Annotated in this window: 31 protein-coding genes and 1 tRNA gene; 28 read left to right on the forward strand and 4 right to left on the reverse strand. The window is 53.7% G+C overall.

The annotated features are described in order from the left end of the window. Positions 1–342: 342 nt before the first annotated feature. Together OHJ17_RS03280 and OHJ17_RS03285 are read right to left on the reverse strand one after the other, a co-directional pair. Positions 343–1386, reverse strand: coding sequence for a phage portal protein (locus OHJ17_RS03280; RefSeq protein ID WP_032433567.1), 1044 nt, complete (start codon positions 1384–1386; stop codon positions 343–345). Then, positions 1386–3155 (reverse strand): terminase ATPase subunit family protein, encoded by a 1770-nt coding sequence (locus OHJ17_RS03285; protein ID WP_009309687.1) that lies wholly within the window; start codon positions 3153–3155, stop codon positions 1386–1388. Before OHJ17_RS03285 ends, OHJ17_RS03280 begins: the two co-directional genes overlap by 1 nt. A 165-nt stretch (positions 3156–3320) precedes the next feature. On the opposite strand from OHJ17_RS03285, the gene OHJ17_RS03290 reads away from it, so the two are divergent. The 26 genes from OHJ17_RS03290 to OHJ17_RS03415 all read left to right on the forward strand — a co-directional run bounded on the left by OHJ17_RS03290 (position 3321) and on the right by OHJ17_RS03415 (position 23766). Beyond that, positions 3321–4175, forward strand: coding sequence for a GPO family capsid scaffolding protein (locus OHJ17_RS03290; RefSeq protein WP_032433566.1), 855 nt, complete (start codon positions 3321–3323; stop codon positions 4173–4175). Between the two features lie 73 nt (positions 4176–4248). Next, on the forward strand, positions 4249–5307 hold the full coding sequence (locus OHJ17_RS03295; RefSeq protein ID WP_025710540.1) for a phage major capsid protein, P2 family: 1059 nt from the start codon (positions 4249–4251) through the stop codon (positions 5305–5307). Positions 5308–5310: 3 nt separating this feature from the next. Further along, positions 5311–6054: a phage terminase small subunit gene (locus OHJ17_RS03300; RefSeq protein ID WP_032433565.1), complete on the forward strand. Its 744-nt coding sequence runs from the start codon at positions 5311–5313 to the stop codon at positions 6052–6054. Between the two features lie 96 nt (positions 6055–6150). Then, entirely contained in the window at positions 6151–6657 is a 507-nt protein-coding gene (locus OHJ17_RS03305) for a head completion/stabilization protein (protein ID WP_009309691.1), read from the forward strand. Continuing rightward, complete coding sequence (locus OHJ17_RS03310) at positions 6657–6860, forward strand: tail protein X (protein ID WP_019725382.1); 204 nt, start codon at positions 6657–6659, stop codon at positions 6858–6860. The genes OHJ17_RS03305 and OHJ17_RS03310 overlap by 1 nt, the downstream gene beginning before the upstream one ends. Before the next feature lie 4 nt (positions 6861–6864). After that, complete coding sequence (locus tag OHJ17_RS03315) at positions 6865–7155, forward strand: phage holin family protein (protein ID WP_032433564.1); 291 nt, start codon at positions 6865–6867, stop codon at positions 7153–7155. Then, positions 7142–7639, forward strand: coding sequence for a glycoside hydrolase family 24 protein (locus OHJ17_RS03320; protein ID WP_032433563.1), 498 nt, complete (start codon positions 7142–7144; stop codon positions 7637–7639). The genes OHJ17_RS03315 and OHJ17_RS03320 overlap by 14 nt, the downstream gene beginning before the upstream one ends. Beyond that, complete coding sequence (lysB, locus tag OHJ17_RS03325) at positions 7636–8067, forward strand: Rz-like lysis system protein LysB (RefSeq protein WP_032433560.1); 432 nt, start codon at positions 7636–7638, stop codon at positions 8065–8067. Before OHJ17_RS03320 ends, lysB begins: the two co-directional genes overlap by 4 nt. Continuing rightward, on the forward strand, positions 7949–8200 hold the full coding sequence (gene lysC / locus OHJ17_RS03330) for an Rz1-like lysis system protein LysC (protein ID WP_142743271.1): 252 nt from the start codon (positions 7949–7951) through the stop codon (positions 8198–8200). Before lysB ends, lysC begins: the two co-directional genes overlap by 119 nt. Beyond that, positions 8163–8630 (forward strand): phage tail protein, encoded by a 468-nt coding sequence (locus tag OHJ17_RS03335; protein ID WP_032433558.1) that lies wholly within the window; start codon positions 8163–8165, stop codon positions 8628–8630. The genes lysC and OHJ17_RS03335 overlap by 38 nt, the downstream gene beginning before the upstream one ends. Continuing rightward, entirely contained in the window at positions 8623–9072 is a 450-nt protein-coding gene (locus tag OHJ17_RS03340; RefSeq protein ID WP_032433555.1) for a phage virion morphogenesis protein, read from the forward strand. Before OHJ17_RS03335 ends, OHJ17_RS03340 begins: the two co-directional genes overlap by 8 nt. A gap of 328 nt (positions 9073–9400) precedes the next feature. Beyond that, entirely contained in the window at positions 9401–10444 is a 1044-nt protein-coding gene (locus OHJ17_RS03345; RefSeq protein ID WP_045326985.1) for a hypothetical protein, read from the forward strand. A 390-nt stretch (positions 10445–10834) separates the two neighbouring features. Further along, positions 10835–11428, forward strand: a complete 594-nt coding sequence (locus tag OHJ17_RS03350) for a phage baseplate assembly protein V (protein WP_229297262.1) — start codon at positions 10835–10837, stop codon at positions 11426–11428. After that, positions 11425–11772 carry a GPW/gp25 family protein gene (locus tag OHJ17_RS03355; protein WP_014343405.1) on the forward strand — a complete coding sequence of 116 codons (348 nt, stop codon included), beginning with the start codon at positions 11425–11427 and terminating at the stop codon, positions 11770–11772. Before OHJ17_RS03350 ends, OHJ17_RS03355 begins: the two co-directional genes overlap by 4 nt. Positions 11773–11776: 4 nt before the next feature. Continuing rightward, positions 11777–12685, forward strand: a complete 909-nt coding sequence (locus tag OHJ17_RS03360; protein ID WP_032433553.1) for a baseplate assembly protein — start codon at positions 11777–11779, stop codon at positions 12683–12685. 7 nt (positions 12686–12692) lie between these two features. Beyond that, positions 12693–13280, forward strand: coding sequence for a phage tail protein I (locus tag OHJ17_RS03365; protein WP_076026137.1), 588 nt, complete (start codon positions 12693–12695; stop codon positions 13278–13280). Further along, on the forward strand, positions 13216–15546 hold the full coding sequence (locus tag OHJ17_RS03370) for a sialate O-acetylesterase (RefSeq protein WP_125116968.1): 2331 nt from the start codon (positions 13216–13218) through the stop codon (positions 15544–15546). The genes OHJ17_RS03365 and OHJ17_RS03370 overlap by 65 nt, the downstream gene beginning before the upstream one ends. Positions 15547–15551: 5 nt before the next feature. Further along, the gene (locus OHJ17_RS03375) at positions 15552–16280 is read left to right on the forward strand and encodes a hypothetical protein (RefSeq protein ID WP_032433551.1); all 729 of its coding nucleotides are present in this window, start codon (positions 15552–15554) and stop codon (positions 16278–16280) included. 11 nt (positions 16281–16291) lie between these two features. Then, positions 16292–17371: a phage tail protein gene (locus OHJ17_RS03380; RefSeq protein WP_032433550.1), complete on the forward strand. Its 1080-nt coding sequence runs from the start codon at positions 16292–16294 to the stop codon at positions 17369–17371. Positions 17372–17480: 109 nt separating this feature from the next. Beyond that, positions 17481–18662, forward strand: a complete 1182-nt coding sequence (locus OHJ17_RS03385) for a phage tail sheath protein (protein WP_019724797.1) — start codon at positions 17481–17483, stop codon at positions 18660–18662. A gap of 13 nt (positions 18663–18675) precedes the next feature. Continuing rightward, positions 18676–19191: a phage major tail tube protein gene (locus OHJ17_RS03390; RefSeq protein WP_032433549.1), complete on the forward strand. Its 516-nt coding sequence runs from the start codon at positions 18676–18678 to the stop codon at positions 19189–19191. A gap of 60 nt (positions 19192–19251) precedes the next feature. Then, entirely contained in the window at positions 19252–19527 is a 276-nt protein-coding gene (locus tag OHJ17_RS03395; protein WP_114505217.1) for a phage tail assembly protein, read from the forward strand. 32 nt (positions 19528–19559) lie between these two features. Beyond that, the gene (locus tag OHJ17_RS03400; protein WP_014343413.1) at positions 19560–19679 is read left to right on the forward strand and encodes a GpE family phage tail protein; all 120 of its coding nucleotides are present in this window, start codon (positions 19560–19562) and stop codon (positions 19677–19679) included. After that, the gene (locus OHJ17_RS03405; protein ID WP_032433547.1) at positions 19672–22110 is read left to right on the forward strand and encodes a phage tail tape measure protein; all 2439 of its coding nucleotides are present in this window, start codon (positions 19672–19674) and stop codon (positions 22108–22110) included. The genes OHJ17_RS03400 and OHJ17_RS03405 overlap by 8 nt, the downstream gene beginning before the upstream one ends. A gap of 16 nt (positions 22111–22126) precedes the next feature. Beyond that, the gene (locus tag OHJ17_RS03410) at positions 22127–22606 is read left to right on the forward strand and encodes a phage tail protein (RefSeq protein ID WP_023343304.1); all 480 of its coding nucleotides are present in this window, start codon (positions 22127–22129) and stop codon (positions 22604–22606) included. Continuing rightward, a complete protein-coding gene (locus tag OHJ17_RS03415) occupies positions 22606–23766 on the forward strand; it encodes a phage late control D family protein (RefSeq protein WP_032433545.1) in 1161 nt (386 codons plus the stop codon). Before OHJ17_RS03410 ends, OHJ17_RS03415 begins: the two co-directional genes overlap by 1 nt. A gap of 40 nt (positions 23767–23806) precedes the next feature. Here the strand turns inward: OHJ17_RS03415 and OHJ17_RS03420 are convergent, their stop codons facing one another. Continuing rightward, positions 23807–24214 carry a hypothetical protein gene (locus tag OHJ17_RS03420; protein ID WP_032433542.1) on the reverse strand — a complete coding sequence of 136 codons (408 nt, stop codon included), beginning with the start codon at positions 24212–24214 and terminating at the stop codon, positions 23807–23809. Between the two features lie 93 nt (positions 24215–24307). Between OHJ17_RS03420 and OHJ17_RS03425 the strand changes: the two genes are divergently transcribed. Further along, positions 24308–24526, forward strand: coding sequence for a DNA-binding transcriptional regulator (locus tag OHJ17_RS03425; protein WP_023343301.1), 219 nt, complete (start codon positions 24308–24310; stop codon positions 24524–24526). Positions 24527–24684: 158 nt separating this feature from the next. Here OHJ17_RS03425 and OHJ17_RS03430 read toward each other — a convergent pair. Beyond that, a tRNA-Ile gene (locus OHJ17_RS03430) sits at positions 24685–24760 on the reverse strand. 124 nt (positions 24761–24884) lie between these two features. Between OHJ17_RS03430 and mug the strand changes: the two genes are divergently transcribed. Continuing rightward, positions 24885–25391: a G/U mismatch-specific DNA glycosylase gene (mug, locus tag OHJ17_RS03435; protein ID WP_002917636.1), complete on the forward strand. Its 507-nt coding sequence runs from the start codon at positions 24885–24887 to the stop codon at positions 25389–25391. The last annotated feature ends 14 nt before the right edge of the window (positions 25392–25405 follow it).

Below are 25405 nucleotides of genomic sequence, written 5' to 3' on the forward strand. Positions count from 1 at the left end.
TTTCCCCGCGATTTTTCCGTTTCTTAGTCGTGCATGCATTAAGTGCATCATTCTGCATGCGTGTTTACTCCATTTTTGTGACGATCGCCGCCAGAGCTGGCGCGGATCCGATGACCTGTTGCAGTTGCATTAATTCCTACCCACGAAGCGGGCAGGCGAGGCGGGGAAAGCACTGCGCGCCAGCGTACTTTTGCGCATTTATTTTCGCAACCTGAGCGCGTCGCTGCGCCGCGCGGATTCGCGAGGGTGTCGGTGGGAGATGCGGAGGCGTTCGAGGGCGTGGCGGGCTTTTGAGGCGGTCAGGCGTGGGGGTAAGAAAAAGCCGCCCGGAGGCGGCGGAAATCAGTCACTTTCGGTGTCGAGGGTGTAACTTTTGAACCGGATCACCTCCTGACCGACCCACTCGTTGACCTCTCGCATTCTGTCCTGTAACGGGATGAGCTCGTTACGAACAAACACTTTTGCCACCTTTTCGATGTCACCGAGCGAGCCGACGTTTTCCGGCTTGCCGCCCATCAGTTGGAACGGGATGCGGTGAGCGTCGAGCAGGTCGGCGGCGCTGACTTTTTTGATATTGAAGAAATCGTCTTTCGTTGCCACCTCACTAAGCGGCACAATTTTTATGCCGTCCGGTTTTCCGTGCGGTGCGTAGAAAAACAGATTTTTGAAGTTGCCGAGCCCCTTCGAACTGCGCATCGCATCGCGCAACGCCTCAACATCGGTACCGCTTTGCGCGGCGTCCGTCACATACATGATGTAACCTGCATGAGCTCCGTTCTGGTAATACTTGCGACGGAACAGCGTCGCCGCTTCATTCAGCCAGGCGGAGTTTAGCGCGCTGAGATATTCCGGCATGCCGTACAGCTCTTGGTTGATGTCTGGCTCCAGCAGGTGGAATACGGATCCCGGCGCGAACGGGTGCGGCTGGTCAAATGACGGCACCCACCAGTAGACATCATCCTCAATACCACGCCGCGTGTATTTCGCCGGTGACGCTTCCAGCTTCAGCGGGTGACCGGTGACACTCTTTCGGAGCTCTAAAAACGCGTTGCCAAACACCAGAAAATCAAGCGCGAAGCGGCTGAAGTCCTGTTGTGACAGTAGCGGGTGCGGAATAAACGTTGAGGCCAGAATGTTGCGCTTAACGTAAATCGGCGAGCTGTGATGAACGGCGGCACGCAGGCTTTTTGCCAGCCCGTTAAAGCTGACCGGTGGCTCGAACCAGCGACCATTATTGACGCATTCCACGTAATCCAGAATATCGCGGCGGTCGAGCACGGCGCTCGGTTCACCAAAGGTAAACGCCTCCACTTTCTGGGGCGCGCTGTCTTTCATGTTGCGCGGGCGCTGTTGTGGCTGCGGCTTGCGGCCTTTGTATTTACTCATCAGTTGAACTCCAGAATGGACGATGTGGCCTGGCCGCTGCCAGCGGTCAGCGGTTCGTTTAACAGCGCGTGCATGGTCGCCCAGGCGACGTCCGCGTGACTGGCTTCCTCGGTGCGGCTGGCCTCATAGGTGGCGCTGCGCCCGCTGCTGGTCATGGTCTTGCGGATAGCCATAAACGAGGTGGTGATGTCGGTGGCGCTGACGTCATATTCGAGACAGCCACGGCGGATAACGTCCTTTGCTTTCAGCACCATTGCGGTTTTCATTTCCGGCGTGTAGCGGATATCGCGGGCGGCGGGATAAAACGAGCGAACCAGCTGGAAGACGCCAATACCGAGGCCGGTCGCATCGATACCGATGTACTCGACGTTGTATTTCTCGGTGAGCTGGCGGATGGATTCGGCCTGCGTCGCAAAGTCCATGCCTTTCCACTGATGGCGCTCCAGAATGCGAAACTTGCCCCCGGCGACAACCGGCGGCGCGAGCACCACACACCCGGCGCTGTCGCCGCTGTGCGACGGGTCGTATCCGACCCAGACCGGGCGGGAGCCGAACGGGTTGTCGGCGAACGGCGCAAAGTCTTCCCACTCTTCCAGACTGTCGACCATGCAGCGTTGCAAATCCTCGAACGGGAACACCGACGCTTTGTCGTCAACGAACTCGCACATAAACAGATTGCGGAAGTCGTCGACGCTGTTTTCGCGCTTGAGTTGCTCCAGATTGAACAGCGTACAGCCCCCGGCGAGCGCATCCTCAATGGTGACAATCTGCCGCCACTGACCGTCAGGACACGCCACGCCAGCGGCGAGCGCGTCATGACTGATATCGATGTCAACCCGCTCGCTGGCGCTGGCGCGGCCCCGGTTGAATAATTCCCCCGACCAGAACGGGTAAGCGCCGTGTGCCAGGGTGGAAGGTGTCGAAAAGTAGGTGCTGCGCAGGTGGCTTTGTGAGGCCATGCCCGACGACACTTTGCGTAGTTTCTGGAAGTTGGGGATCCAGAAAATTTCGTCGACATAAAGGTCGCCGTTGTGGCTCTGCGCGGTGTTTGAGTTGGTGCCGAGAAAAATCAGCTTAGCGCCGTTGTTGCCTATGACAATCGGGTCACCGGTCAGGTCGACATCGACCCGGCGGGCAAACTGAATGATGTACTCGCGGAATACATACGCCTGCGTCTTACTCGCTGACAGGAAAATCTGGTTATGGCCGGTTTTCAGCGCATGCAGCAGCGCCTCGCGGGAAAAGTAGAACGTCGCCCCAATCTGGCGCGATTTCAGAATGTCGCGAATACGGTGCTCAAGCCCGGCGCGGTGCCAGCGGAGCTGATACTCGAAAGACTCCGCGAAAAAAATCTCTTCCAGTTTCTCGATAGCCTCGTCGCTGAAAAAGTTCTTTGTCGGCTTTTTGCGGTCGCCTTTGTTGCGGTTGGCCACATTGGGATTAAGGTCAACCTCATTTCCGGTCTGGCCATAGCGATTAATGCGCGCAAAGCGCTCCATCTGTCGGGCCAGAAAATCCGCCACCTTGAAATCGTGGGGTGTCAGGTTGGGCTTTGCGTAGAGCTGAATCAGCCGGGCCTCTAAGGTGCTTTCGACCCGGTTCAGCGGTGCGGTTTCCTCCCACTGGTCGCGCTGTTTCCAGCTCTGCACCGTCGGGCGTTTGGTCTGCAACATTTCGGCAATCTGCGGCACGGAAAACCCCTGCCAGTACAGTAAAGCCGCCTGGCGTCGCGGGTCGTTTAATAAAGTGGTGTCGGTGGTGATGGTCATGGATGCCTCGCCGTGATTGATACAGGGCAAGGCTAAAGAAACGGGTGATGCGAATCGCTAAGGTGCTGTTGTGTGAGGGATAAGCCATCCGGGATTGATAGCGGGTGGGCGGCGACGTCGGGAAACTAACCCCGACCCGTTAACCCGATATCAGGACTCCTGACAATGGCAAAAAAAGTTTCAAAATGGTTTCGCATCGGCGTCGAAGGCGATACCTGTGACGGCCGCGTTATCAGCGCGACGGATATTCAGGAAATGGCTGAGACCTTTGACCCCCGCGTCTATGGTTGCCGCATTAACCTCGAACACCTGAAAGGCATCCTGCCGGATGGCCCGTTCAGCCGTTACGGCGATGTGGTTGAGCTGAAGTCTGAAAAGATTGACGACGATTCGGTACTGAAAGGCAAGCTGGCGCTGTTCGCCAAAATCACCCCGACCGATGACCTGATCGCAATGAATAAAAAATTGCAGAAGGTCTACACCTCAATGGAAATTCAGCCGAATTTCGCCAATAGCGGTAAATGCTACCTGGTCGGCCTCGCCGTGACCGATGACCCGGCCAGCCTTGGCACCGAATACCTCGAATTTTGCCGGGGTGCCAAATTTAACCCCCTCAACCGCTTCAAAGCCGAGCCGGGCAACCTGATTTCCGTCGCCACCCTCGCCGAGCTGGAGTTTGAAGACCAGGCGGAAAATGTCTTTACCGCCCTGAGTGACAAAGTGAAAGCGATCTTCAGCCGCAAACAGGCCAGCGATGACGCCCGTTTTCAGGATGTGCATGAAGCCGTGACGGCCGTCAGTGAACATGTGCAGGAAAACCTAACCGCCACTGAGCAGCGTCTTGCCACGCTGGAAAATGCCTTTGCGACGCTGAAACAGGACGTCACCACGAAGGCCGACCAGACCAGCCAGGCATTCAGCCAGTTAAAAACGTCGCTGGATAACACCGAAAGCACCGCGCAGCCACGCCGCAAGCTCTCCACCGGTGGCGGTGGCGATGAGCTGCTGACCGACTGCTAAACGGTCATGAATTTATCGCCGGGCGACAGGCTTGCCCGGTCAGACAACCAGATTTAACCAAACAGGAAAGACTATGCGTCAGGAAACCCGTTTTAAATTCAATGCCTACATGTCCCGCGTTGCTGAGCTGAACGGCATAGACCCGGACGACGTGAGTAAAAAATTCTCCGTCGAGCCGTCCGTCACGCAAACCATGATGAACACCGTGCAGATGTCCTCGGCCTTTTTGCAGAAAATTAATATCGTGCCGGTGGATGAGCTGAAGGGTGAAAAAATTGGCGTCGGCGTCAATGGCACCATCGCCAGCACCACGGACACCAACAGCGGCAAGGAGCGTAAAACCGCCGACTTTACCGCGCTGGAGTCCAACAAGTACGAATGCGATCAGGTCAACTTCGACTTTCACTTCAAATATAAAAAGCTGGATTTGTGGGCGCGATTCCAAGACTTCCAGCGCCGTATTCGTGATGCCATCATCCAGCGGCAGGCGCTCGATTTCATCATGGCCGGGTTCAACGGCGTTGAGCGCGCCGAAACCTCTGACCGCGCCACTCATCCGATGTTGCAGGATGTCGCCGTCGGCTGGCTGCAGAAATACCGTAATGAAGCGCCGACCCGCGTGATGAGCAAAATTGTCGACGAAGAAGGGAATGTTGTTTCCGCTGTGATCCGTGTGGGTAAAAACGGCGATTACGTTAACCTCGATGCGCTGGTCATGGATGCAACAGACAACCTGATTGACGAGATTTATCAGGAAGATGCCGAACTTGTAGCGATTGTGGGTCGTAAGCTGCTGGCCGATAAATATTTCCCGATCGTCAACAAAGACCAGCCGAACAGCGAAGCGCTCGCGGCTGACATCATCATCAGCCAGAAACGCATCGGCAACCTGCCCGCCGTCCGTGTGCCGTACTTCCCGGCGAACGCGATTATGGTGACGCGTCTCGATAACCTGTCCATCTATTTCATGGATGAAAGTCACCGCCGCTCCATCATCGAAAACCCGAAACTCGACCAGGTGGAAAACTACGAATCGATGAACATCGATTACGTGGTCGAAACCTACGCCGCCGGGTGCTTCATTGAAAATATCAAGCTGGGCGATTTCTCTGCCGCGCAACCGGAGGGCTAACCGATGACGAGCCCCGCACAGCGTCACATGATGCGGGTCTCGGCCATTGAAACCGCGCAGCGGGAAAACAACCCGCTGCGGCATGCCACTGCCTACGAGCAGATGCTGGTTAAGCTGGCCGCAGACCAACGCACGTTAAAAGCCATCTTTGGTAAAGAGCTGAAAGCCACGAAAAAGCGCGAGCTGCTGCCGTTCTATCTGCCGTGGGTCAGTGGCGTGCTGGAACAGGGCAAAGGTGCGCAGGATGACATCGTGATGACCGTCATGCTGTGGCGTCTTGATGTCGGCGATATCGGCGGCGCGATGGATATTGCCCGCTACGCCTTTAAGTACGGTCTGACCATGCCAGGCAAACACCGCCGCCCGCCGCAGTACATGTTTACCGAAGAGGTGGCACTCGCCGCCATGCGCGCCCATGCCGCCGGTGAACCGGTCGTCATCAGCCAGCTGCTCGACACGCTGGCGCTGACCGCCGCCGCCGATATGCCTGATGAAGTGCGCGCAAAGTTGCACAAAATCACCGGCCAGGTGTTGCGGGATAACAAACAGCCCGCCGACGCGCTGGCCCACCTCAAACGCGCGATGCAGCTCGATTGTCAGGCAGGCGTCAAAAAAGACATTGAACGGCTTGAGCGAGAGCTGAAGCCCAGACCGGCAACAGTCGTTAAAGCCCCGGTAAGCACGCCGCGCGCCGTGAAAACCACGGCACCGGCTAAACGTGGCCGACCGAAAAAGACCGCCGGTTAACAGAATGCGCCCCGCGCCAGGGCGGCACGCCGGTCGATGAGGGTGTTTTACCCGACCTGAGACCGGCGTCCACCGCCCACCTATTCAGAGGTAGTCATGACGACGCTGATTATTAAAAAGAACGATGAGCCGCAGCCGGGTGGCGTGGTGGTCATCCCGCCGCCTGCCAGCGATGAGCCGGTGATAAAAAATACGTTTTTCTTTCCTGACATCGACCCGAAACGCGTGCGTGAAGGGATGCGCCTTGAGCAGACCGTCGCCCCGGCCCGGCTGCGTGAGGCCATCAAAACCGGCATCGCCGAAACCAATGCCGAGCTGTTTTTGTGGCGGGAACAGCAGATTGCCGGGGGTTTTAGCAAGCTGGCCGACGTACCGGCTGACGATCTCGACGGCGAAAGCGTGCGCGTTTTCTATTACCTGCGCGCCGTCACCTCAATGGCGACCGCCACGCTCTATGAGCGTTATCGCGGTGTGGATGCCAGCGCAAAAGGTGACAAGAAAGCTGACAGCATCGATACCACTGTCGACGAGCTGTGGCGGGACATGCGCTGGGCCGTATCACGCGTCCAGGACAAACCCCGCTGCATCGTGAGCCAAATCTGATGCAGGCCATCGCGCAACAGGGCGACACGCTCGACATGATTTGCGCCCGGTATTACGGGCGCACTGAGGGGGTCTTCGAGTCGGTGCTCGCCGCAAATCCGGGGTTAGCCGAGCTCGGCGCAGTATTGCCTCATGGCACTGTGATCGAGCTACCTGATGTGAAGTCATCCCCCGTAACAGAAACCATAAACCTCTGGGAGTAACCACATGACGGAAGGGGAAAAAAGCGTCATTTCGCTTTTTATCATCGGCGCGCTGATTGTCGTAGGTAAAGTGCTGGCCGGTGGTGAACCGATCACCGCACGTCTTTTTATTGGTCGCACGTTGCTGGGTGGCTTTGTTTCGATGGTGGCCGGGGTTGCCCTGGTACAGTTTCCAGACCTGCCAACTGCGGCCGTGTGCGGATTTGGCTCCATGCTGGGTATCGCCGGTTATCAGGCGGTAGAGCTTGCTATCCAGCGCAAGATTAAAAAAGGGGAAAGCGATGGCAGTCATTAAGACACATCCCAACGTTGCGGCATTCCTCGACACGCTGGCATTTTCGGAAGGGACAGCAACGCATCCGCTGACCCGAAACAACGGTTACGACGTTATCGTCACGGGTATCGATGGCAAGCCGGAGATTTTTACCGATTATCGCGATCACCCGTTCGCCGGTGGGCGCCCGGCGAAGGTCTTCAATCGTCGCGGGGAAAAATCCACGGCATCCGGGCGTTACCAGCAGCTTTACCTGTTCTGGCCGCATTACAAAAAGCAGCTTGCATTGCCGGATTTCAGCCCGGCATCACAGGACAGGCTCGCCATTCAGCTGATTCGTGAGCGCCGCGCGCTGGAAGACTTGCAGCAAGGGCGCATCGAGCGCGCCATTTCCCGTTGTTGCAATATCTGGGCTTCATTGCCGGGTGCTGGATACGGTCAGCGTGAGCACAGCCTCGACAAGCTGGTCGCAATGTGGCGCAAGGCCGGAGGCGTATCCGCATGAAAATAGTCATTATCCTGCTGGCGCTGGCCGGTGCGGGTCTGCTGTGGATGCGACACGATAACAGCAATTTGCGGGTCTCATTTGAACGTGCGAACCGGGTCGCCGGTACGCAGAAAACCACCATCATCATGCTGAAAAATCAGCTCAACGTTGCCGCAGAGCAGTCGCAGCGCATAGAGCTGGCGCAGGTTGCCATGCGGGACAAACTCACCACGGCTAACCTGCTGGCCTTCCGGCGTGAACAAACTATCACGAGGTTACTCAATGAAAATGAAGCGTTTCGCCGCTGGTATCGCGCTGATTTACCTGATGCGGTGCGCCGGTTGCACCAGCGCACCGCCTGCACCAACGCCGCCGCCGGTGATTGTTTACAACGCCTGCCCGAAGGTCAGCCCCTGCCCGATGCCGGGCAGCGACCCGCTAACTAATGGCGACCTGAGTGCGGATATACGCCAGCTCGAAAACGCCCTGAAAAGTTGCGCAATCCAGGTCGATACGGTTAAACAATGCCAGGATGAAATCGATGCAAAAGCCCAACAGTCTGCGAAAAGCCTTAACTGATGCGGTGCCGGTACTGCGTACTAACCCCGATATGCTTTGCCTTCGCCTGGACGATGGCAACAATACGGCGACGCTGGCGCGCTCCCTGTCGTTTGAAAAGCGGTACACGCTTAACATCGTGGTCACGGATTTTACCGACGATATTGACCTGCTGTTTGTGCCGATTATGGCCTGGCTGCGAGTCAATCAGCCGGACATCATGACAACCGACGAGGGGAGAAAAAAAGGATTTGCCTGGTACGCTGACATTAATAACGACAGCAGCCTTGATGTCAGCATCAGCCTGTTGCTGACCGAGCGCACCCTGGTCAAAGAGGCCGACGGCGCAATGTACGTTGAGAACATCCCGGAGCCGCCACCGCCGGAGCCGGTGACGCGCCTTGTTGAGATGTGGAGTAATGGCGAACTGGTGAGTAAATGGGATGAATGACTTCAAACCCTTTGAGGACAAGCTCGCCGGGTTGATATCGGCCCTTTCTCCCGCCGGGCGTCGCCAGATGACCGCCGACATTGCGAAGAAACTGCGCCAGCGGCAACAGCAGCGCATTAAGTCGCAGAAAGCGCCGGACGGTTCGCCATTTGCCCCGCGTAAGCGCCAGCCCGTCAGGGCAAAGAAAGGCCGGATTAAGCGCGAGATGTTCGCGAAACTGCGAACCAACCGTTATATGAAAGCGAGCGGTAACGACAGCGCTGCGGTGGTGGAGTTTACCGGTAAAGTGCAGCGCATCGCCCGTGTGCATCAGCTCGGATTAAAGGACAAGCCATTCCCCAAAAGCGCCGCCGTCGAGTATCCACAGCGCCAGCTCCTGGGCTTTATAGACGATGACCGGCAGCTTGTGGAAAGCGTCATTATCGACTACCTCGTTGATTGAGCTGATACAGTTTTTACTGGCAACGACCCCCCCTTGATTAAGGATAGCGTTGTATCGACCCGTTGAACTCACAGCGAGTAATGGACGTTAACGACACTCTGTAGCTCAGGTTGATATCTAGATTCTCATCAGCTTAAGCAGCACCATTTATTGTATAGACTGTCACAGAAAATCAGCTCCCCATAACTGCTTAGTGAGTATATAGTATCAAAGTTAGGCATATCTTAAGCTATGCTGAAGGTAAAAAGAAAAATAAATGGAGAGTGTGTTTAATTCCAAATCTTCACTTATTTTTTCATGAATGTAAATTTGCATCAGGGGTCTGATTATGCCAGAGGGATTCATCCAGAGTTTTAAACTTAAAGTTCATGAAAGCGATGGGATAGAATATGAAAATTTGTTTTCAAAGGTTATGTCGTATTATATTCCTGGGTTCGAAAGAGTGAAACCTCATGGCAATATAGGTGACAGAGGTAATGATGGATGGGTATGTGGTGTCGGTGTTTATTACCAGGTATACGCCCCAGAGGATTTGCTTAGTAATGAAAAGAAATCGCTAGATAAAATGAAGGGTGATTTCAAAAAGCTTTATGAATATTGGAATGCCATTTCCACAGTCAGGGAGTTTTATTACGTTGTTAATGATAAATATAAGGGGATACCACCGCACCTTAATAATGCAATCTCCGAAATAAAAAGTGAATACAAACTAAATAAAGCCATGGTGATTGGTGCTACGGCCCTTGAGGGTTTTTTTATAACTCTGAGTGATGAACAGAAGAATTATATTTGTGGGCGATCGAATCGTATTCAGTTCTCAACAGAGCGCTACCTTATAGAGCGTATTACAAAAAGGATGTATCTTCAGGACTGGAATAATATCAGCGAGAATCTTATCGCTAACTCTATGCAAACTGAAGTTGTTGATGGATTTTATGAGGCTTGCCAGGCCGTTCTGGCAACCCAAATGCCAGGCCGACTTCCCAATCTTGACTTCTCAATGATTGAACTTGCTAACCATGCACATTGCCTTTGCGAACATATAACTAATATGAATTTTGCAAGTAACATAAATGGCTTTTGGAAAATGGATATGAGTTGGAAGAGAGTCAGAATGGATCAAGATAAATATCATGAAAAATATAACACCTACGAACACTGGAGAAGAGAGTTGTTTCGGCTGCATTATAACTTAGCTCATGCTTTAAATCTTTTCTCTGTAGAGGTTAGAAAATCACTTGAGCCTGATTTCTTTTTTGGCTCCCAATTCGGAATAAGTGATAGTATGGGTGCCTATAATCATATGGAACCTATGCTTTTTATTCCTGGATCATACTGTTCAAATTATCGAGAGCTGTTTGGTGACGTTTGATTTTTAATTAATGCCATCCTTAGGGGTGGCATTGTTAAAAACATTTCAATAATTAAAGCATAGTGATCAGCACAGCAATATCATCCTGAGGCTAAATTGTTTTTGATGAAAAAATATTTATCCAGCTCTTTGTTTTCTCAATTTTATCAAAAAAATTGCTTTTCTTAACACCATTACCGCAATGAACGTCTGCTTTGGCACAGAGCGGCTCATAAGATTAGGTCTGGCTCTGTGCCATGGATGTGTCAGGTCAATTCCGGGCTGATACATATAACGTTGTGCCAGCCAGGGCAAAACGCCCGCAGATTGCCGCCGGAACACCCCGGCGGCATCCTTTCCCCTATGAATACTCTCGCATCTATCCAGGAACTCGCCCGCGCGATACGCAACATGATCCGCACCGGAATCGTCGTCGAAACTGACCTCGACGCCGGGCGCTGTCGCGTGCAGACCGGCGGCATTTATACCGACTGGCTCCAGTGGCTGACGCATCGGGCCGGGCGCTCGCGCACCTGGTGGGCTCCCTCCATTGGTGAGCAGGTGATGATTCTGGCCGTGGGCGGTGAGCTCGATACCGCTTTTGTGCTGCCGGGTATTTATTCCGACGACAACCCCGCGCCGTCGGCCTCTGCTGATGCCTGGCACGTTGAATTTCCCGACGGTGCCGTTATGAGTTATGAGCCGGAAACCGGCGCGCTGACCGTCACCGGCATTAAAACCGCCGATGTGACCGCATCCGATTCGGTTGCCGTCAGCGTGCCGGTGGTGCTGGTAAAAGCCGAGACCCGCGTCACCCTCGATACACCGGAGGTGGTCTGCACCAACAAGCTGACGACCGGCACGCTGGAGGTGAAGCAAGGCGGCAAGATGTCAGGTGATATCGAGCACAGCGGCGGCGCTTTCACTTCCAACGGTGTGCAGGTGGATAAACACGGCCACGGCGGCATCAGGCGCGGCGATGAATGGACGGAGGGCACCCAATGACGGCGCGTTATCTCGGCATGAATCGCACGACCGGTGAAAGCATTTCAGACGTTGACCATATCAGTCAGAGCATCGGGGATATTCTGCGCACGCCCGTCGGCTCCCGCGTCATGCGTCGTGAATACGGCTCGCTGTTGTCGCAGATGATTGACCAGCCTCAGACACCGGCACTTGAGCTGCAAATTATGGCCGCGTGCTACATGGCGATCCTGAAGTGGGAGCCGCGCGTCAGGCTGACCAGCATCACCACAGCGCGGCAGTTTAACGGGCAGATGGTCGTCGACGTGACCGGCCAAATCACCGATACCGGTGAGAGCCTTTCCTTAACCATCCCTGTGAGTTGAACCTATGGCAGTTATCGACCTGAGCCAGCTCCCCGCGCCTGATGTGGTGGAAACACTGGATTTTGAAACCATCCTCGCCGAGCGCAAAGCGACGCTGATTTCACTGTACCCGGAAGATGAGCAGGAAGCGGTCGCCAGGACATTAACGCTGGAGTCTGAGCCACTGGTGAAATATCTCGAAGAGAATGCCTATCGTGAGGTGATTTTACGCCAGCGCATTAACGAGGCGGCGAAAGCCGGGATGGTGGCCTATGCCATCAAAAACGACCTCGACCAGCTCGCGGCAAATAATAACGTTGAACGCCTGGTCATCACCCCCGGAGACGAGACCCAAATCCCGCCGGTGGCGGCGGTCATGGAATCTGACAGTGATTTACGTCAGCGCGTACCGGCGGCATTTGAGGGTATGAGTGTTGCTGGGCCAACCGGTGCCTATGAATTTCACGCCCTGAGTGCCGACGGACGTGTCGCGGATGCTTCGGCTAATAGCCCGGCTCCAGCTGAGGTCACTATCGCGGTACTATCGCGGGAAGGTGACGGCACGGCGTCGGATGATTTATTGCTGGCCGTCAGTACCGCGCTAAATGATGAGAGTGTACGACCGGTCGCTGACCGCCTGACAGTCGTCTCGGCTGAAATCGTCAATTATGCGATCGACGCAGTGCTGTATGTTTACCCCGGACCAGCGACCGAGCCGATTCTTGCCGCCGCAAAAGCGCAGTTAACTGCCTATATTACGGAGCAGCGCCGCCTTGGTCGTGACATCCGAATGTCGGCGATTTACGCCGCGTTGCATGTGCAGGGGGTTCAGCGCGTCGAGCTGCGCGAACCGCTGGCCGATGTGGTGCTGGATAAAACGCAGGCGGCTTATTGCACCGACGCCCGCGTCATTATCGGGGGATCGGATGAATAATTCTCTAATGGCGCCCGGGTCATCTCTGCTGGAACAGCGAGCCGCCGCAGCATGCGCCTCTATCAGCGATTTACCCGTATCGCTGCGCGATTTATGGAATCCGTGGAAATGCCCGGTGAAATTCCTGCCCTATCTGGCCTGGGCGTTTTCTGTCGACCGCTGGGAAGAAACATGGTCGGAAACAGAGAAACGCCAGGCTGTTAGTGATGCTTTCTGGATCCACCAACGCAAAGGTACCGTTGCCGCCGTTCGGCGTGTGATTGAAACGCTGGGCTACAGCATGACGCTCCAGGAATGGTGGAAGGTGGCCGATCCTGCCGGGACATTCCGCCTTGAGATTGACCTCAACGATATCGGCATTACTGAGACGATGATTAAAGAGTTAGAACGAATTATCGGCGATGCAAAGCCGGTGAGTCGACATATATCACAACTCACACTATCGGCAAGCGTGTACGGCATGGCTCATATAGGCGCGGCAGTGGTCGACGGGGAAATTATAACGGTGTATCCGCCGGGGTATGAGCCGGATGACAGTATTTATTATGACGCAGCCGTTAATTATGACGGGAATTATCATTACTCCGGGAAATAATATGACCAGTATTATTGAAACACCTAAATGGGGCGACGTTCCTCTAATTACCCGCGCAGATAAAGTCGAGGGTGGTCGCGGCGGTGCGGCTAATATTCAGGCGCAGGAACTGGCAAACCGCACTTTGCTTTTAATGCAGACGCTGGAAGGTTATTCCGTTGGCGAAAAACCTTACAACAATGCGGCAGGCGCACAGGCTGATGTTGATAAGGGGCTGATTAAGCCTGATGCTATCTTTACGGTGCGTACTGATGATGCCGATTACTGGCTGGATGAATATAAAAATATTAATGGCATCGCCACGCCAACCGGGAAAAAGTTACCCAGCGATAAAATGCTGCAAGAAATTAAAAATAACTTTTTCCAGTCACGTCATGATGGCGATGTGATGTTGGATTTTGTTGATGATGACTGGTTCTCATTTTTTCGCGTGATGGCAAGTGGGGCGTTCGGGGCCATTAACTGCATGGTCGCGCCTGATGGTTTATATGTTAAAGACATGGCGATGTCGCATGAGGATGGCGAGCCAGGGTTGATTTATCGTGACCCGGAAGGATTTAGCGTAAATATTGTCGGGCCAGATGGTATCGGGCAACGTCCGGGAACGCTGAATGGTGGCGGAAAATTTCATACTGAAACCACGGACAGCGCCTGGTTGCGTCTGGAAGATATCGACGGGTTTTATTCTGACGTAGCTGACCAGTCAGGGAAAGCGGCGCCTCATGCGCTGAGTGGTGATGGTGAGTTCACTACGAAAGCCGGTGGTATGGGTTGGCTGAATCTTGAGGATGAGGAAGGTTTTTTCAAAGCGCTGACGGATAGGGATGGCGAGCTAATCGGGGTTAAAGATACCCCTGTTGAAAGCCTTAATCTGACTGCTGCTGATGCGCAAAACAAGGCGTATTCGCAGAATGTTCGCAGTCGCTATAACGCCGCGGTGCAGCGTCTTGTTACCGGTTTGATTCATCTGCTGATTTACAGCCAGAGTCTCGGAACGCAACAGGAGGGATGGCCCGCTCTGAGTCAAACCCCTGTAAAGGGTTTTGATAACCTGATGCTGGGCGATTCGATCCGACCAGCCAGCAGAACAGACCCGGCGTTTGCGCCTTTGGGAGATGCAGTATTAAAACCGTTGCGTGCTGTCGTTCAGAACGGCACCGGAAACGCGATGATAAGCAATGAACAGGTTGCAGCCCTGCCGGCAGGTTCACCTAATGAGGGCGAGGGAGGGGTAGCTATTGCAAACGGTCTGCGTCGTCTCTGGTTACAGCGAAATTGTCTGGAGCGCGACCCGTCGCGTCGATTTGTTCTGTCCAGCACCGGCGTAAACGGTCGCAGTATTGAGCAGCTTTCCAAAGGTGCGACGCCTGAACTATATCAGCGTCCGCTTCAGGCTGTTCAGCAGGTGAAAGCCCTGGCTGATAAGGAAGGCGTGTCTTATTCCATCGGGGCAATCATCTGGATTCAGGGGGAGTGGAATTACCAGAAAAGGGATGGCTCTAACGACAAAGCGACTTATAAGGCGAATCTCGAAAAACTCTATAACGATATGGTAGCCGATATGGCTGTCGGCATCGCCGGACAGAAAGCGCCGCCAGCTATTTTCATGTACCAGACCGGGGCCGGTTATACCCGTGATGATGCTGATTTATCTATCGGGATGGCGCAGTGGGAATTTTGTCGCGAACATGATAACGCTTACCTTGTCACGCCTGCGTATCCCTTCCCGGATAAAGGAGGGCATCTGGGGCCGAATGGCTATCGCTGGATGGATATGCAATTCGCCAAAGTGATGCACCAGGTATTAAACGAGGGGCAAGGCTGGGAGCCGCTGGGGCCGATTAGAATTATCAATATTGGGCGTGAGATTTACGTGTTTTATCACGTGCCGTCACCGCCGCTGACGTTCAGGCCGTCATACGTGAAAAACGTTGCCACGATGTATGTCGATAAAGGTTTTCGTGTGACCGACAGTGCCGGAACCGTAGCTATCGCCGCCGTTGAAATTGTGGCGGATACGATTATTAAAATCACAGCTGGCCGGGATATCACCGGCAATGCAAAGTTGTGGTATGGCGATAAAACTACCCATGAAGGAAACGGCAACGTTTTTGATAGCGACAAATTTAACTCGCTGGAAAATTTCATTTTCGAAGCGGGGACGGGCCAGTATGAGGCCGAAAATATACCGGAGCTGGTAGGTAAACCATACCCGTTAAATAACGCATCAGTGCAATTCTGTCTTTCGATTCCTTACGGAGAGTAAATAACATGGTTATGGTCATCAAATCTAACGTGCCGTCTAATATCATTGCAAACCCGGATGGATGGAATCCACCGTTTAACACAGATGGTCTTTTATATGCAGGTATTTACGGGCGCGGGAATCTGTCGAAAAACTTTGCAGCAGGTGGCGCGGATGCGGTCGTGTCTGGCTCGCCTGTAGTAAGCAATCATTTTGCCACTTTCGATCTTAATAACTTTATTGATACGGGAGTGCCAACGGCGAAGGAAACGACGCTGATTGCTGTTGTGAAGAAAGTAAATCCCACACTGCGACAATTTTTTATTTCTTCTTATAATGGTACAGGTGACGCTGGTCGCAGTCTGGTTATTGATAAGGGAACGGCAAGGCTGACATTTTATTCGCATTATAAAAATACAGAAACTAATGCCAATACAGTGCTGAATTGTTATGCCACATTAAATGTGACAGCCGGAGAGCCTGCGTTTATCTATGGCCGGGACACGGGTAAAAAAATTAATGTCGCGAGCATGACCGACAAGCTGAGCGGGGAGAATATCCCGACGGCTGCGTTTGAAACCATTGTAAACCCTGAACTGAAATACAGGATTGGTCGAGGTATTAGCAGTGAGGTTCCGGGGGCATCGGATATCGGCGCAGCATTGATTTTTGACCGCGCATTATCTGATACGGAAATAAAGTCAATTTACGATTACTTCCAGGCCTACTACGCCCGCCGTGGCATCAGCATTTAAGAGGTGATTCTATGGCAGGGAAAAAATATATTGCGATTCTGACGCCTGCCGGAGAAGCAAAAATGGCAGCGGCGGCGATATCGGGGGAGCCTGTCGGCTTCTCCCATATGGGGGTGGGAGATGGCGGAGGCACGCCATATCAACCCTATGCGGAGCAAACGGGGCTGGTTAATGAGCTTTATCGTGCCCCGCTTAACCGCCTGGTCATTGCCGACAGTGGTGCAAACGTGATCCGTGCTGAGATGGTGATGTTTCCCCAGGTCGGCGGGTTCTGGCTGCGAGAGGCCGCGCTTTATGATGATGACGGGGTATGCCTGGCGTTAGCCAGTTTGCCGCCGTCGTATAAGCCTCTTCTGGCGGAAGGCTCAGGCAGGCAGCAGGCCGTCAATCTGTGGATAGCGGTTAACAATACCGCTGATGTGCGGTTAATGACGGATCCGGCGGTTGTGATTGCCTCTCTGGGTGAGGTCGATCGAGCAAAGAATGAAGCTAAGGACTACGCCGATAAAATCATTAACGAGCTTGATATCAACATACAGCAGGCAATTACGGAGGCTGTTAAAACAGCGGTACGTGATGCCTGGGAGGAAGATAATCCACCAGGCACCACCCGCTTTTTTAACCAGAACCTCAACCCTAATGAGCGCTGGCCGTGGTCGCAATGGATTTACACCGGTGAAAATAAAACAATCCGGGTGGCAAAAGCTGACGGCTCAAACGTAGGGAATACCGGCGGCAGCGATACCGTTACATTACTGCGCGCAAACCTGCCCGCCGTACAAATCGATGTGACCGGCGAAACCAGCGAACAGGAGCAACAGGAGCTGACGACATCCGGAAATGGAAGGCACCGGCACAGGGCAGGGGACGGGGCTCCGGGGGATACCTGGCAGGACGCCACCCACGGAACGGATAACCAGAAATATACGGGATGGAACTATACCGACTATGCAGAAGACCATCAGCATAGCGTCACGATCCCGCCGCACAAACATTCGACCAGCGGCAAAACAGCCGACCTTGGCGAGGGAAAATCGTTCAGCGTGGTTGAAGCCCACACACTACTGATGTGCTGGAGTCGTGTTGCCTGACCTGTGACGGTCATTCCTGTTGTACTGTCCCTGTTACAGCGGGGATGACTCGTCACCCTTTCCACCACGATTGAAAATAATGCTCACCCTTAACCACGGAGTTAAACGGATGAGCGATTTTCATCACGGCGTCCAGGTTGTCGAGATTAACGACGGCACCCGCGTCATTTCCACCGTATCAACGGCGATTATCGGCATGGTCTGCACGGCAAGCGATGCCGATGCCGCCACCTTCCCACTCAATAAGCCCGTACTGATTACCAGCGTGCAAAGCGCCATTGCGAAAGCGGGTACAAAAGGCACCCTGGCCGCATCCCTCCAGGCAATCGCCGACCAGTCGAAACCGGTCATTGTCGTTGTGCGCGTTGCCGAAGGTACCGGCGACGATGCCGAGGCGCAGACTATCTCTAATATCATCGGCGGTACCGACGAAAGCGGCAATTACACCGGGTTGAAAGCGCTGCTCACGGCGGAGGCCGTCACCGGCGTTAAACCGCGCATCCTTGGCGTGCCGGGCCTCGACTCCCTTGAAGTGGCGACCGCCCTCGCGCCGATTTGCCAGAAGCTGCGCGCCTTTGGCTATATCAGCGCATGGGATTGTAAGAACATTTCCGAGGCGATGCTCTATCGCGAGAATTTCAGCCAGCGTGAGCTGATGGTTATCTGGCCGGATTTTCTGGCATGGGATACCACGGCGAACGCGACCGAGACCGCCTGGGCGACTGCCCGCGCGCTGGGCCTGCGCGCCAAAATCGACCAGGACACCGGCTGGCACAAAACTCTGTCAAACGTTGGCGTGAATGGCGTCACCGGCATCAGCGCGTCGGTCTTCTGGGATTTGCAGGAATCCGGCACCGATGCCGACCTGCTTAACGAGGCAGGCGTCACCACGCTCATTCGTAAAGACGGTTTCCGCTTCTGGGGCAACCGCTGCTGCTCCGATGACCCGCTGTTCTTGTTCGAGAACTACACCCGCACCGCGCAGGTTATCGCTGACACAATGGCCGCTGGTCACATGTGGGCGGTAGACAAGCCGATCACTGCCACGCTGATTAAGGACATCGTTGCGGGTATCAATGCGAAATTCCGCGAGATGAAAACGGCGGGCTATATCGTCGATGCGACCTGCTGGTTTGATGAATCGGCCAACGACGCGGCGACCCTCAAAGCCGGAAAACTGTATATCGATTACGACTATACGCCGGTTCCCCCTCTCGAAAACCTGACGCTACGCCAGCGCATTACCGATAAATACCTGGCGAATCTGGTGTCATCGGTTAACAGCAATTAAGGAGCCCTGACCAATGGCAATGCCGCGCAAGCTCAAATATCTGAACACGTTTCTGGATGGCGTCAGCTATCTCGGCGTTATCGAGTCCGTCACCCTGCCTAAGCTGACCCGTAAGCTGGAAAATTACCGGGGCGGCGGGATGTCAGGCTCAGCCCCTGTCGATTTCGGCCTCGACGATGACGCGCTGGCGATGGAGATTTCCCTCGGCGGCTTCCCTGATGATGCGATCTGGTCGCTTTATGGTGCCGTCGGTACCGGGACGCTGTTGCGCTATGCAGGCTCTTACCAGCGGGACGATAACGGCGAAACCGTGGCGGTGGAAGTTGAGACCCGTTTCAAGGTGAAGGAAGTCGATAACGGCGAGAGCAAACAGGGCGAGGATACCAGCAGCAAATTATCGCTGGTCTGCACGTACTACAAGCTGACCATGAACGGTAAAGAGCTGGTAGAAATCGACGTCCTCAACATGATTGAGAAGGTGAACGGCGTCGACCGACTCGACCAGCACCGCCGCAATATCGGCCTGTAATTTTTCCCCGGCCAGCATGTCTGGCCGGTTAACCCCGAATCCGTAAATAGTGAGAAACTCATGAGCAAAGAAAACATCGTCACCCTGGAAAACCCCATCAAACGCGGCGAGCAGGTCATCGAAAAAATCACCCTGATGAAGCCTAACGCCGGAACCCTGCGCGGTGTCAGCCTGGCAGACGTTGCGCGCTCTGAAGTGGATGCCCTGATTAAAGTGCTGCCGCGTATGACCAGTCCGTCTCTTACCGAATCGGATGTCGTCATGATGGATTTACCCGACCTGATGGCGCTGGCAACAAAGGTGAACGGTTTTTTGTCGCCGAATTTGGCGGATTAAATTTCCCGAAAGACATGTCGGTCGATGACCTGATGGCGGATATCGCGGTGATTTTTCACTGGCCGCCATCAGAGTTATATCCCATGAGCCTGACCGAGCTCACCACCTGGCGCGAAAAGGCGCTACAGCGAAGCGGAAACACGAATGAGTAACGACGTTAAATTGCAGGTTTTACTCAAGGCTGTTGACCAGGCGACCCGCCCGTTTAAAACCATCCAGACAGCGAGTAAAACGCTGTCTGGTGATATCCGGGACACTCAAAAATCATTGCGTGAGCTTAACGGTCAGGCATCCCGTATTGACGGATTTCGCAAAGCCAGCGCGCAACTCGCCGTTACCGGTCAGGAGCTGAAGAAAGCTAAACAGGAAGCCGCCGCGCTGGCGATCCAGTTCAAAAATACGGAGCAGCCTACCCGCGCGCAGGCGCAGGCGATGGACGCGGCACGAAAAAGCGCCGCCGCGCTACAGCTTAAACACAACAGCTTACGGCAGGCTGTACAGCGCCAGCGGCAGGAACTCAGCCAGGCGGGAATAAATACCCGTACCCTGGCCGCGGATGAACGCCGGTTAAAAACCAACATTAGCGAAACGACAGCACAGCTCAATCGTCAGCGTGAAGCGCTGGCGCGGGTCAGCGCGCAACAGGCAAAGCTCAATGCGGTTAAGCAGCGATATCAGGCCGGTAAGGAGCTGGCCGGAAATGCGGCAGCAATGGGTGCCGCCGGTGTCGGTATGGCGACGACAGGCACGCTGGCCGGTGTTGCACTGATGAAACCGGGTTATGATTTTGCGCAGAAAAACTCCGAGTTACAGGCTGTACTCGGCGTGGCGAAAGACTCCGCAGAAATGACTGCGTTGCGAAAGCAGGCCCGACTGCTGGGTGACAATACAGCCGCCTCTGCCGATGATGCGGCCGGTGCTCAGATTATCATTGCGAAAGCAGGCGGAGACGCGGCAGCGATTCAGGCGGCGACGCCCGTCACACTTAATATGGCGCTTGCTAACCGTCGAACAATGGAAGAGAACGCCGGTTTGCTGATGGGGATGAAATCAGCTTTCCAGCTTTCTAACGAGCAGGTCTCTCACATCGGTGATGTCCTGTCGATGACAATGAATAAAACCGCCGCAGATTTTGACGGGCTTAGTGATGCGCTGACATATGCTGCGCCGGTGGCGAAAAATGCCGGTGTCAGCATTGAGGAAGCCGCTGCAATGGTTGGCGCCCTACATGATGCGAAAATTACGGGATCAATGGCTGGTACGGGTAGTCGCGCTATTTTAAGTCGACTCCAGGCACCGACCGGGCAAGCCTACGCGGCGATTAAAGAGCTTGGAATTAAAACGGCAGACAGTAAAGGGAATACCCGCCCGATCTTTACCATCCTGAAGGAAATGCAGGCCAGTTTTGATAAAAATAAACTGGGTACCGGTCAGCGCGCTGAATACATGAAAACGATATTTGGTGAAGAGGCCAGCTCTGCCGCCGCTGTTTTGATGAACGCGGCTCAATCAGGAAAGCTGGACAAGCTCACGGCTGCATTTAAAGCCTCTGACGGTAAGACGGAGGAACTAGTTAAGGTTATGCAGGAAAACCTCGGCGGCGACTTTAAAGAGTTTCAGTCGGCATATGAGGCTGTAGGTACTGACCTTTTTGACCAGCAGGAGTCCTCTTTACGTAAATTGGTGCAAACCGCTACCGGCTACGTGCTCAAACTTGATAAGTGGATCCAGCGAAATAAAGAGCTCGCGCAGACGCTGGGGGTGATTACCGCTGTGGCGATCGGGGTCGTGGGGATGATTGGGGCTATTGGACTGATTGCCTGGCCGGTGATAACCGGTGTAAATGCCATCATTGCCGCTGCGACGGCACTCGGTACCGTATTTACTACGGTGGCCGGTGGCGTCGTTACTGCAATTGGCGCAATCTCCTGGCCGGTTGTTGCTGTCGTGGCCGCAATAGTGGCCGGGGCATTGCTCATCCGTAAATATTGGGAGCCCATCAGCGCGTTTTTTGGCGGTGTGATGGAAGGATTGCGCACGGCCTTCGCGCCAATAGCAGAACTATTTGCACCGCTTAAACCGATGTTTGACTGGCTAGCCGGAAAACTTAAAGCCGCGTGGGACTGGTTTAACAATCTGATTGCGCCGGTTAAATCATCACAGGAAACGTTAAACAGTTTCCGAGATGCCGGTGTGTTGTTTGGTCAGCGCCTGGCTGACGCTCTTACTTTACCGCTTACAGCATTCAATAAGCTGCGCAGCGGTATTGATTGGGTACTTGAGAAGCTCGGCATAATCAACAAAGAGTCCAGTACGCTTGATCAGACTGCCGCAAAAGCAAACGCAGCCACGCAGGGTAACTCTTATATCCCGGCTACCAGTACTTATAGCGGCTATCAGGCATACCAACCAGTCACCGCACCCGCCGGGCGTTCTTACATCGACCAGAGCAAAAGCGAGTATCACATTTCCGTTGATGGTAGCGGGAACGGCACGCAGCTCGATCGTCAACTACAGGATGCGCTCGAAAAGTTTGAGCGTGACAAGCGTGCTCGTCAGCGGGCCAGCATGAACCACGACTGACAGGAGGTAACGAGAAATGATGCTTGCACTCGGTATGTTTGTTTTTATGCGCCAGACGTTGCCACACCAGACGATGCAACGCGATGCCGAATATCTTTGGCCATCAAACTCACGCGTAGGTAAACGGGATTCTTTCCAGTATCTGGGGCCGGGGGAAGAAAGAATTACCCTGGCCGGTGTGTTATACCCGGAGCTCACCGGTGGAAAGTTGACGATGACAGCTATTCGTTTAATGGCTGACGAAGGGCGCGCCTGGCCGTTGCTGGATGGCACCGGCACTATTTACGGTATGTACGTCATCAATAATATCAGCGAGACAGGGAGCTTGTTTTTTGCTGACGGCACGGCGAGAAAAATTGATTTCACGCTGACGCTCACCCGCGTGGATGAATCACTCGCGGCGCTGTATGGCGATATTGGCGAACAGGCCAATGCACTTATTGGCAAGGCGGAAAATATGGCTTCGTCAGTGTCTGGCTTGGTGGGGATTAGCTGATGCTGGATATGCTGAGTTTGAATGCGGGTGGCGTCCTGACGCCCGATTTTATGCTGATGCTCGACAGCAAAGATATTACCGGCAATATCAGTAACCGCTTAATGAGTCTGACGATGACCGATAACCGCGGATTTGAGGCAGACCAGCTTGATATTGAGCTCGATGACGCTGACGGGCTTGTCGAGTTGCCGTTACGTGGTGCCGTGCTGACGCTTTATCTGGGATGGAAAGGGTTTGCGTTAATTAACAAGGGCTCTTTCACTGTCGATGAAGTTGAGCATCATGGCGCGCCAGATAGCGTGACAATCCGTGCCCGTAGTGCCGATTTTCGGGGAACGTTAAATTCCAGGCGAGAAGAGTCATGGCATGACAAGACTTTAGGCGAAATTGTGGCGGCGATAGCGACGCGTAACAAACTGACATCGAGAGTCATACCTGAACTGGCGGGAATTAAAATCCCGCATATCGACCAGTCACAGGAATCGGATGCTAAATTTTTGACTCGTCTCGCCGAACGAAATGGTGGTGAGGTTTCGGTAAAAGCGGGAAAGTTGCTTTTTCTGAAAGCCGGGCGTGGGTTAACAGCCAGTGGAAAGGCTATTCCACAAGTCACTATCACCCGCGGCGATGGCGACAGGCATCAGTTTTCGATTGCCGACCGTGGGGCATATACCGGTGTCACGGCAAAATGGTTACACACCAAAGACCCGAAACCACAAAAGCAAAAGGTGACGTTAAAGCGGAAACCGAAAGAGCAACATTTACGTGCGCTACAGCACCCAAAAGCCAAACCGGTAACGAAGAAAAAAGCGGTGAAGACACCGGAAGCCAGGGAAGGTGAATACATGGTCGGCGAGGATGACAACGTGTTCGCCCTGACGACAATTTTTTCAACCAAAGCGCAGGCGATGCGAGCAGCCCAGGCAAAATGGGACAAACTGCAACGTGGAGTTGCTGAGTTTTCTATCAGGCTGGCGACGGGGCGGGCTGATCTTTATCCAGAGACGCCGGTACAGGTTAAAGGCTTTAAGCGCGTCATAGACGAGCAATCTTGGACAATCACTAAAGTTATGCACTACCTGAGTAAAAGCGGCTTTACGACGAGCCTAGAGCTTGAGGTGAGGTTGTTTGATGTGGAATATGATGCTGTGGATGCTTAAAAAGGAAAACAACCCGTAACCAAACGGGTTGTTGTCATCTTCATTTTGAAACGTAGCCGTGGGTGTTTTCATACATCAAAGTCTTTGCTTCATCGTCCATCAGCGCACCCATCTTTTTACATGTAATCAGAGGGGTTTCAAACGTATAGCCCTGCGCTGAAAATTTATTAACGACATGTATCTCTTTGGTGTTTTTGAGATATCCCTCAGGGGCACTTTTAACCCAAACAGGAGTGCAGACACCGGATGATATCAGTGCTTCATATGCATCCGAGGTTACAGTGGCAGTTGGTAACTTTATTTTCACTGAGTCCGTCTTGACCTCAATTCCAACGGGCTGCCACGGTTTAAGACTTTTCATTAAAATTTGTGCATCAATGCTTTGTGAAAAGGCTCTGCTTGAAAGGGCTGCGACAGTACATAGAAGCGTTATTTTTAAGAGGTTCATGGGCATCCTTATCAACTAACTATGAATATCTTTCGCTTTTGGTGAATTATTGTGTATCATTTATTCACATTGTGTGAATCTCGGAGTGTAGTAATGTTCCATTGTCCAAAATGCCAGCACGCGGCACATGCGCGCACCAGTCGCTATCTAAGTGAGAACACCAAAGAGCGTTACCACCAATGTACTAACATAAATTGCAGTTGTACGTTCGTAACGATGGAATCGGTGGAACGTTTTATTGTTACGCCAGGAACGATAATCCCGGCCCCGCCTCATCCGACAGTTGGTGGTCAGCGCCCGCTATGGCTCTGAAAAAAATTTCAAAAAATGCCCGCCGCGAGCGGGTTTTTTTATGTGATCTGAAAAGTGGCGGTAAAAAATTCACCGCCATTTTATCGCCGCTCAATAACGATATAAGAAAAAAGCCACTCGCGTGAGTGGCTTAATTATATGATTTTAAAGCTAAAATTTGGTGGCCCCTGTTGGGTTTGAACCAACGACCAAGCGATTATGAGTCGCCTGCTCTAACCACTGAGCTAAGGGGCCGTGGCGAGGGATTATAAAGTAACTGGCGATTGCAATCCAGCGTAAAGCGCGCAGCTGCTGTTTTTATAAACAATGCATTTTCAATCCTTTATAATCATGTTTTAGCCATACAGCCGGAGAAAACATGATTAGCGATATCCTTGCGCCGGGCCTGCGCGTTGTCTTTTGCGGTATCAACCCGGGGAAGTCCTCCGCCCATACCGGCTTTCATTTTGCCCATCCTGGCAATCGCTTCTGGAAGGTCATCCATCAGGCCGGGTTCACCGATCGGCAGCTCAGGCCGGAAGAGGAGCTGCAGCTGCTGGATACGCGCTGCGGCATCACCATGCTGGTAGAGCGTCCGACGGTGCAGGCCAGCGAGGTCGCCTTGCAGGAGCTGCGCAGCGGCGGCCGTGAGCTGGTGCGGAAGATTGAGGAGTATCAGCCGCAGGCGCTGGCGGTGCTCGGCAAGCAGGCATTCGAGCTGGCCTTTAACCAGCGCGGCGCGAAGTGGGGGAAACAGGCCATGACCATCGGGACGACCCAGGTGTGGGTGCTGCCTAATCCCAGCGGCTTAAACCGGGCGACGCTCGATAAGCTGGTGGCGGCCTATCGTGAACTGGACGATGCCCTGGCAACCCGCGGCCAGTAGCGGAGAGAGGCGAC

Origin of the sequence: Klebsiella sp. KP20-425-1 (assembly GCF_025813515.1) — a bacterium.
Lineage (GTDB): Bacteria > Pseudomonadota > Gammaproteobacteria > Enterobacterales > Enterobacteriaceae > Klebsiella > Klebsiella pneumoniae.

Coding starts and splice junctions, on each gene's coding strand:
- OHJ17_RS03280 (WP_032433567.1), bottom strand. CDS start 1,386: ATGAGTAAATACAAAGGCCGCAAGCCGCAGCCACAACAGCGCCCGCGC.
- OHJ17_RS03285 (WP_009309687.1), bottom strand. CDS start 3,155: ATGACCATCACCACCGACACCACTTTATTAAACGACCCGCGACGCCAG.
- OHJ17_RS03290 (WP_032433566.1), top strand. CDS start 3,321: ATGGCAAAAAAAGTTTCAAAATGGTTTCGCATCGGCGTCGAAGGCGAT.
- OHJ17_RS03295 (WP_025710540.1), top strand. CDS start 4,249: ATGCGTCAGGAAACCCGTTTTAAATTCAATGCCTACATGTCCCGCGTT.
- OHJ17_RS03300 (WP_032433565.1), top strand. CDS start 5,311: ATGACGAGCCCCGCACAGCGTCACATGATGCGGGTCTCGGCCATTGAA.
- OHJ17_RS03305 (WP_009309691.1), top strand. CDS start 6,151: ATGACGACGCTGATTATTAAAAAGAACGATGAGCCGCAGCCGGGTGGC.
- OHJ17_RS03310 (WP_019725382.1), top strand. CDS start 6,657: ATGCAGGCCATCGCGCAACAGGGCGACACGCTCGACATGATTTGCGCC.
- OHJ17_RS03315 (WP_032433564.1), top strand. CDS start 6,865: ATGACGGAAGGGGAAAAAAGCGTCATTTCGCTTTTTATCATCGGCGCG.
- OHJ17_RS03320 (WP_032433563.1), top strand. CDS start 7,142: ATGGCAGTCATTAAGACACATCCCAACGTTGCGGCATTCCTCGACACG.
- lysB (WP_032433560.1), top strand. CDS start 7,636: ATGAAAATAGTCATTATCCTGCTGGCGCTGGCCGGTGCGGGTCTGCTG.
- lysC (WP_142743271.1), top strand. CDS start 7,949: ATGCGGTGCGCCGGTTGCACCAGCGCACCGCCTGCACCAACGCCGCCG.
- OHJ17_RS03335 (WP_032433558.1), top strand. CDS start 8,163: ATGCAAAAGCCCAACAGTCTGCGAAAAGCCTTAACTGATGCGGTGCCG.
- OHJ17_RS03340 (WP_032433555.1), top strand. CDS start 8,623: ATGAATGACTTCAAACCCTTTGAGGACAAGCTCGCCGGGTTGATATCG.
- OHJ17_RS03345 (WP_045326985.1), top strand. CDS start 9,401: ATGCCAGAGGGATTCATCCAGAGTTTTAAACTTAAAGTTCATGAAAGC.
- OHJ17_RS03350 (WP_229297262.1), top strand. CDS start 10,835: ATGATCCGCACCGGAATCGTCGTCGAAACTGACCTCGACGCCGGGCGC.
- OHJ17_RS03355 (WP_014343405.1), top strand. CDS start 11,425: ATGACGGCGCGTTATCTCGGCATGAATCGCACGACCGGTGAAAGCATT.
- OHJ17_RS03360 (WP_032433553.1), top strand. CDS start 11,777: ATGGCAGTTATCGACCTGAGCCAGCTCCCCGCGCCTGATGTGGTGGAA.
- OHJ17_RS03365 (WP_076026137.1), top strand. CDS start 12,693: ATGGCGCCCGGGTCATCTCTGCTGGAACAGCGAGCCGCCGCAGCATGC.
- OHJ17_RS03370 (WP_125116968.1), top strand. CDS start 13,216: ATGACAGTATTTATTATGACGCAGCCGTTAATTATGACGGGAATTATC.
- OHJ17_RS03375 (WP_032433551.1), top strand. CDS start 15,552: ATGGTTATGGTCATCAAATCTAACGTGCCGTCTAATATCATTGCAAAC.
- OHJ17_RS03380 (WP_032433550.1), top strand. CDS start 16,292: ATGGCAGGGAAAAAATATATTGCGATTCTGACGCCTGCCGGAGAAGCA.
- OHJ17_RS03385 (WP_019724797.1), top strand. CDS start 17,481: ATGAGCGATTTTCATCACGGCGTCCAGGTTGTCGAGATTAACGACGGC.
- OHJ17_RS03390 (WP_032433549.1), top strand. CDS start 18,676: ATGGCAATGCCGCGCAAGCTCAAATATCTGAACACGTTTCTGGATGGC.
- OHJ17_RS03395 (WP_114505217.1), top strand. CDS start 19,252: ATGAGCAAAGAAAACATCGTCACCCTGGAAAACCCCATCAAACGCGGC.
- OHJ17_RS03400 (WP_014343413.1), top strand. CDS start 19,560: ATGGCGGATATCGCGGTGATTTTTCACTGGCCGCCATCAGAGTTATAT.
- OHJ17_RS03405 (WP_032433547.1), top strand. CDS start 19,672: ATGAGTAACGACGTTAAATTGCAGGTTTTACTCAAGGCTGTTGACCAG.
- OHJ17_RS03410 (WP_023343304.1), top strand. CDS start 22,127: ATGATGCTTGCACTCGGTATGTTTGTTTTTATGCGCCAGACGTTGCCA.
- OHJ17_RS03415 (WP_032433545.1), top strand. CDS start 22,606: ATGCTGGATATGCTGAGTTTGAATGCGGGTGGCGTCCTGACGCCCGAT.
- OHJ17_RS03420 (WP_032433542.1), bottom strand. CDS start 24,214: ATGAACCTCTTAAAAATAACGCTTCTATGTACTGTCGCAGCCCTTTCA.
- OHJ17_RS03425 (WP_023343301.1), top strand. CDS start 24,308: ATGTTCCATTGTCCAAAATGCCAGCACGCGGCACATGCGCGCACCAGT.
- mug (WP_002917636.1), top strand. CDS start 24,885: ATGATTAGCGATATCCTTGCGCCGGGCCTGCGCGTTGTCTTTTGCGGT.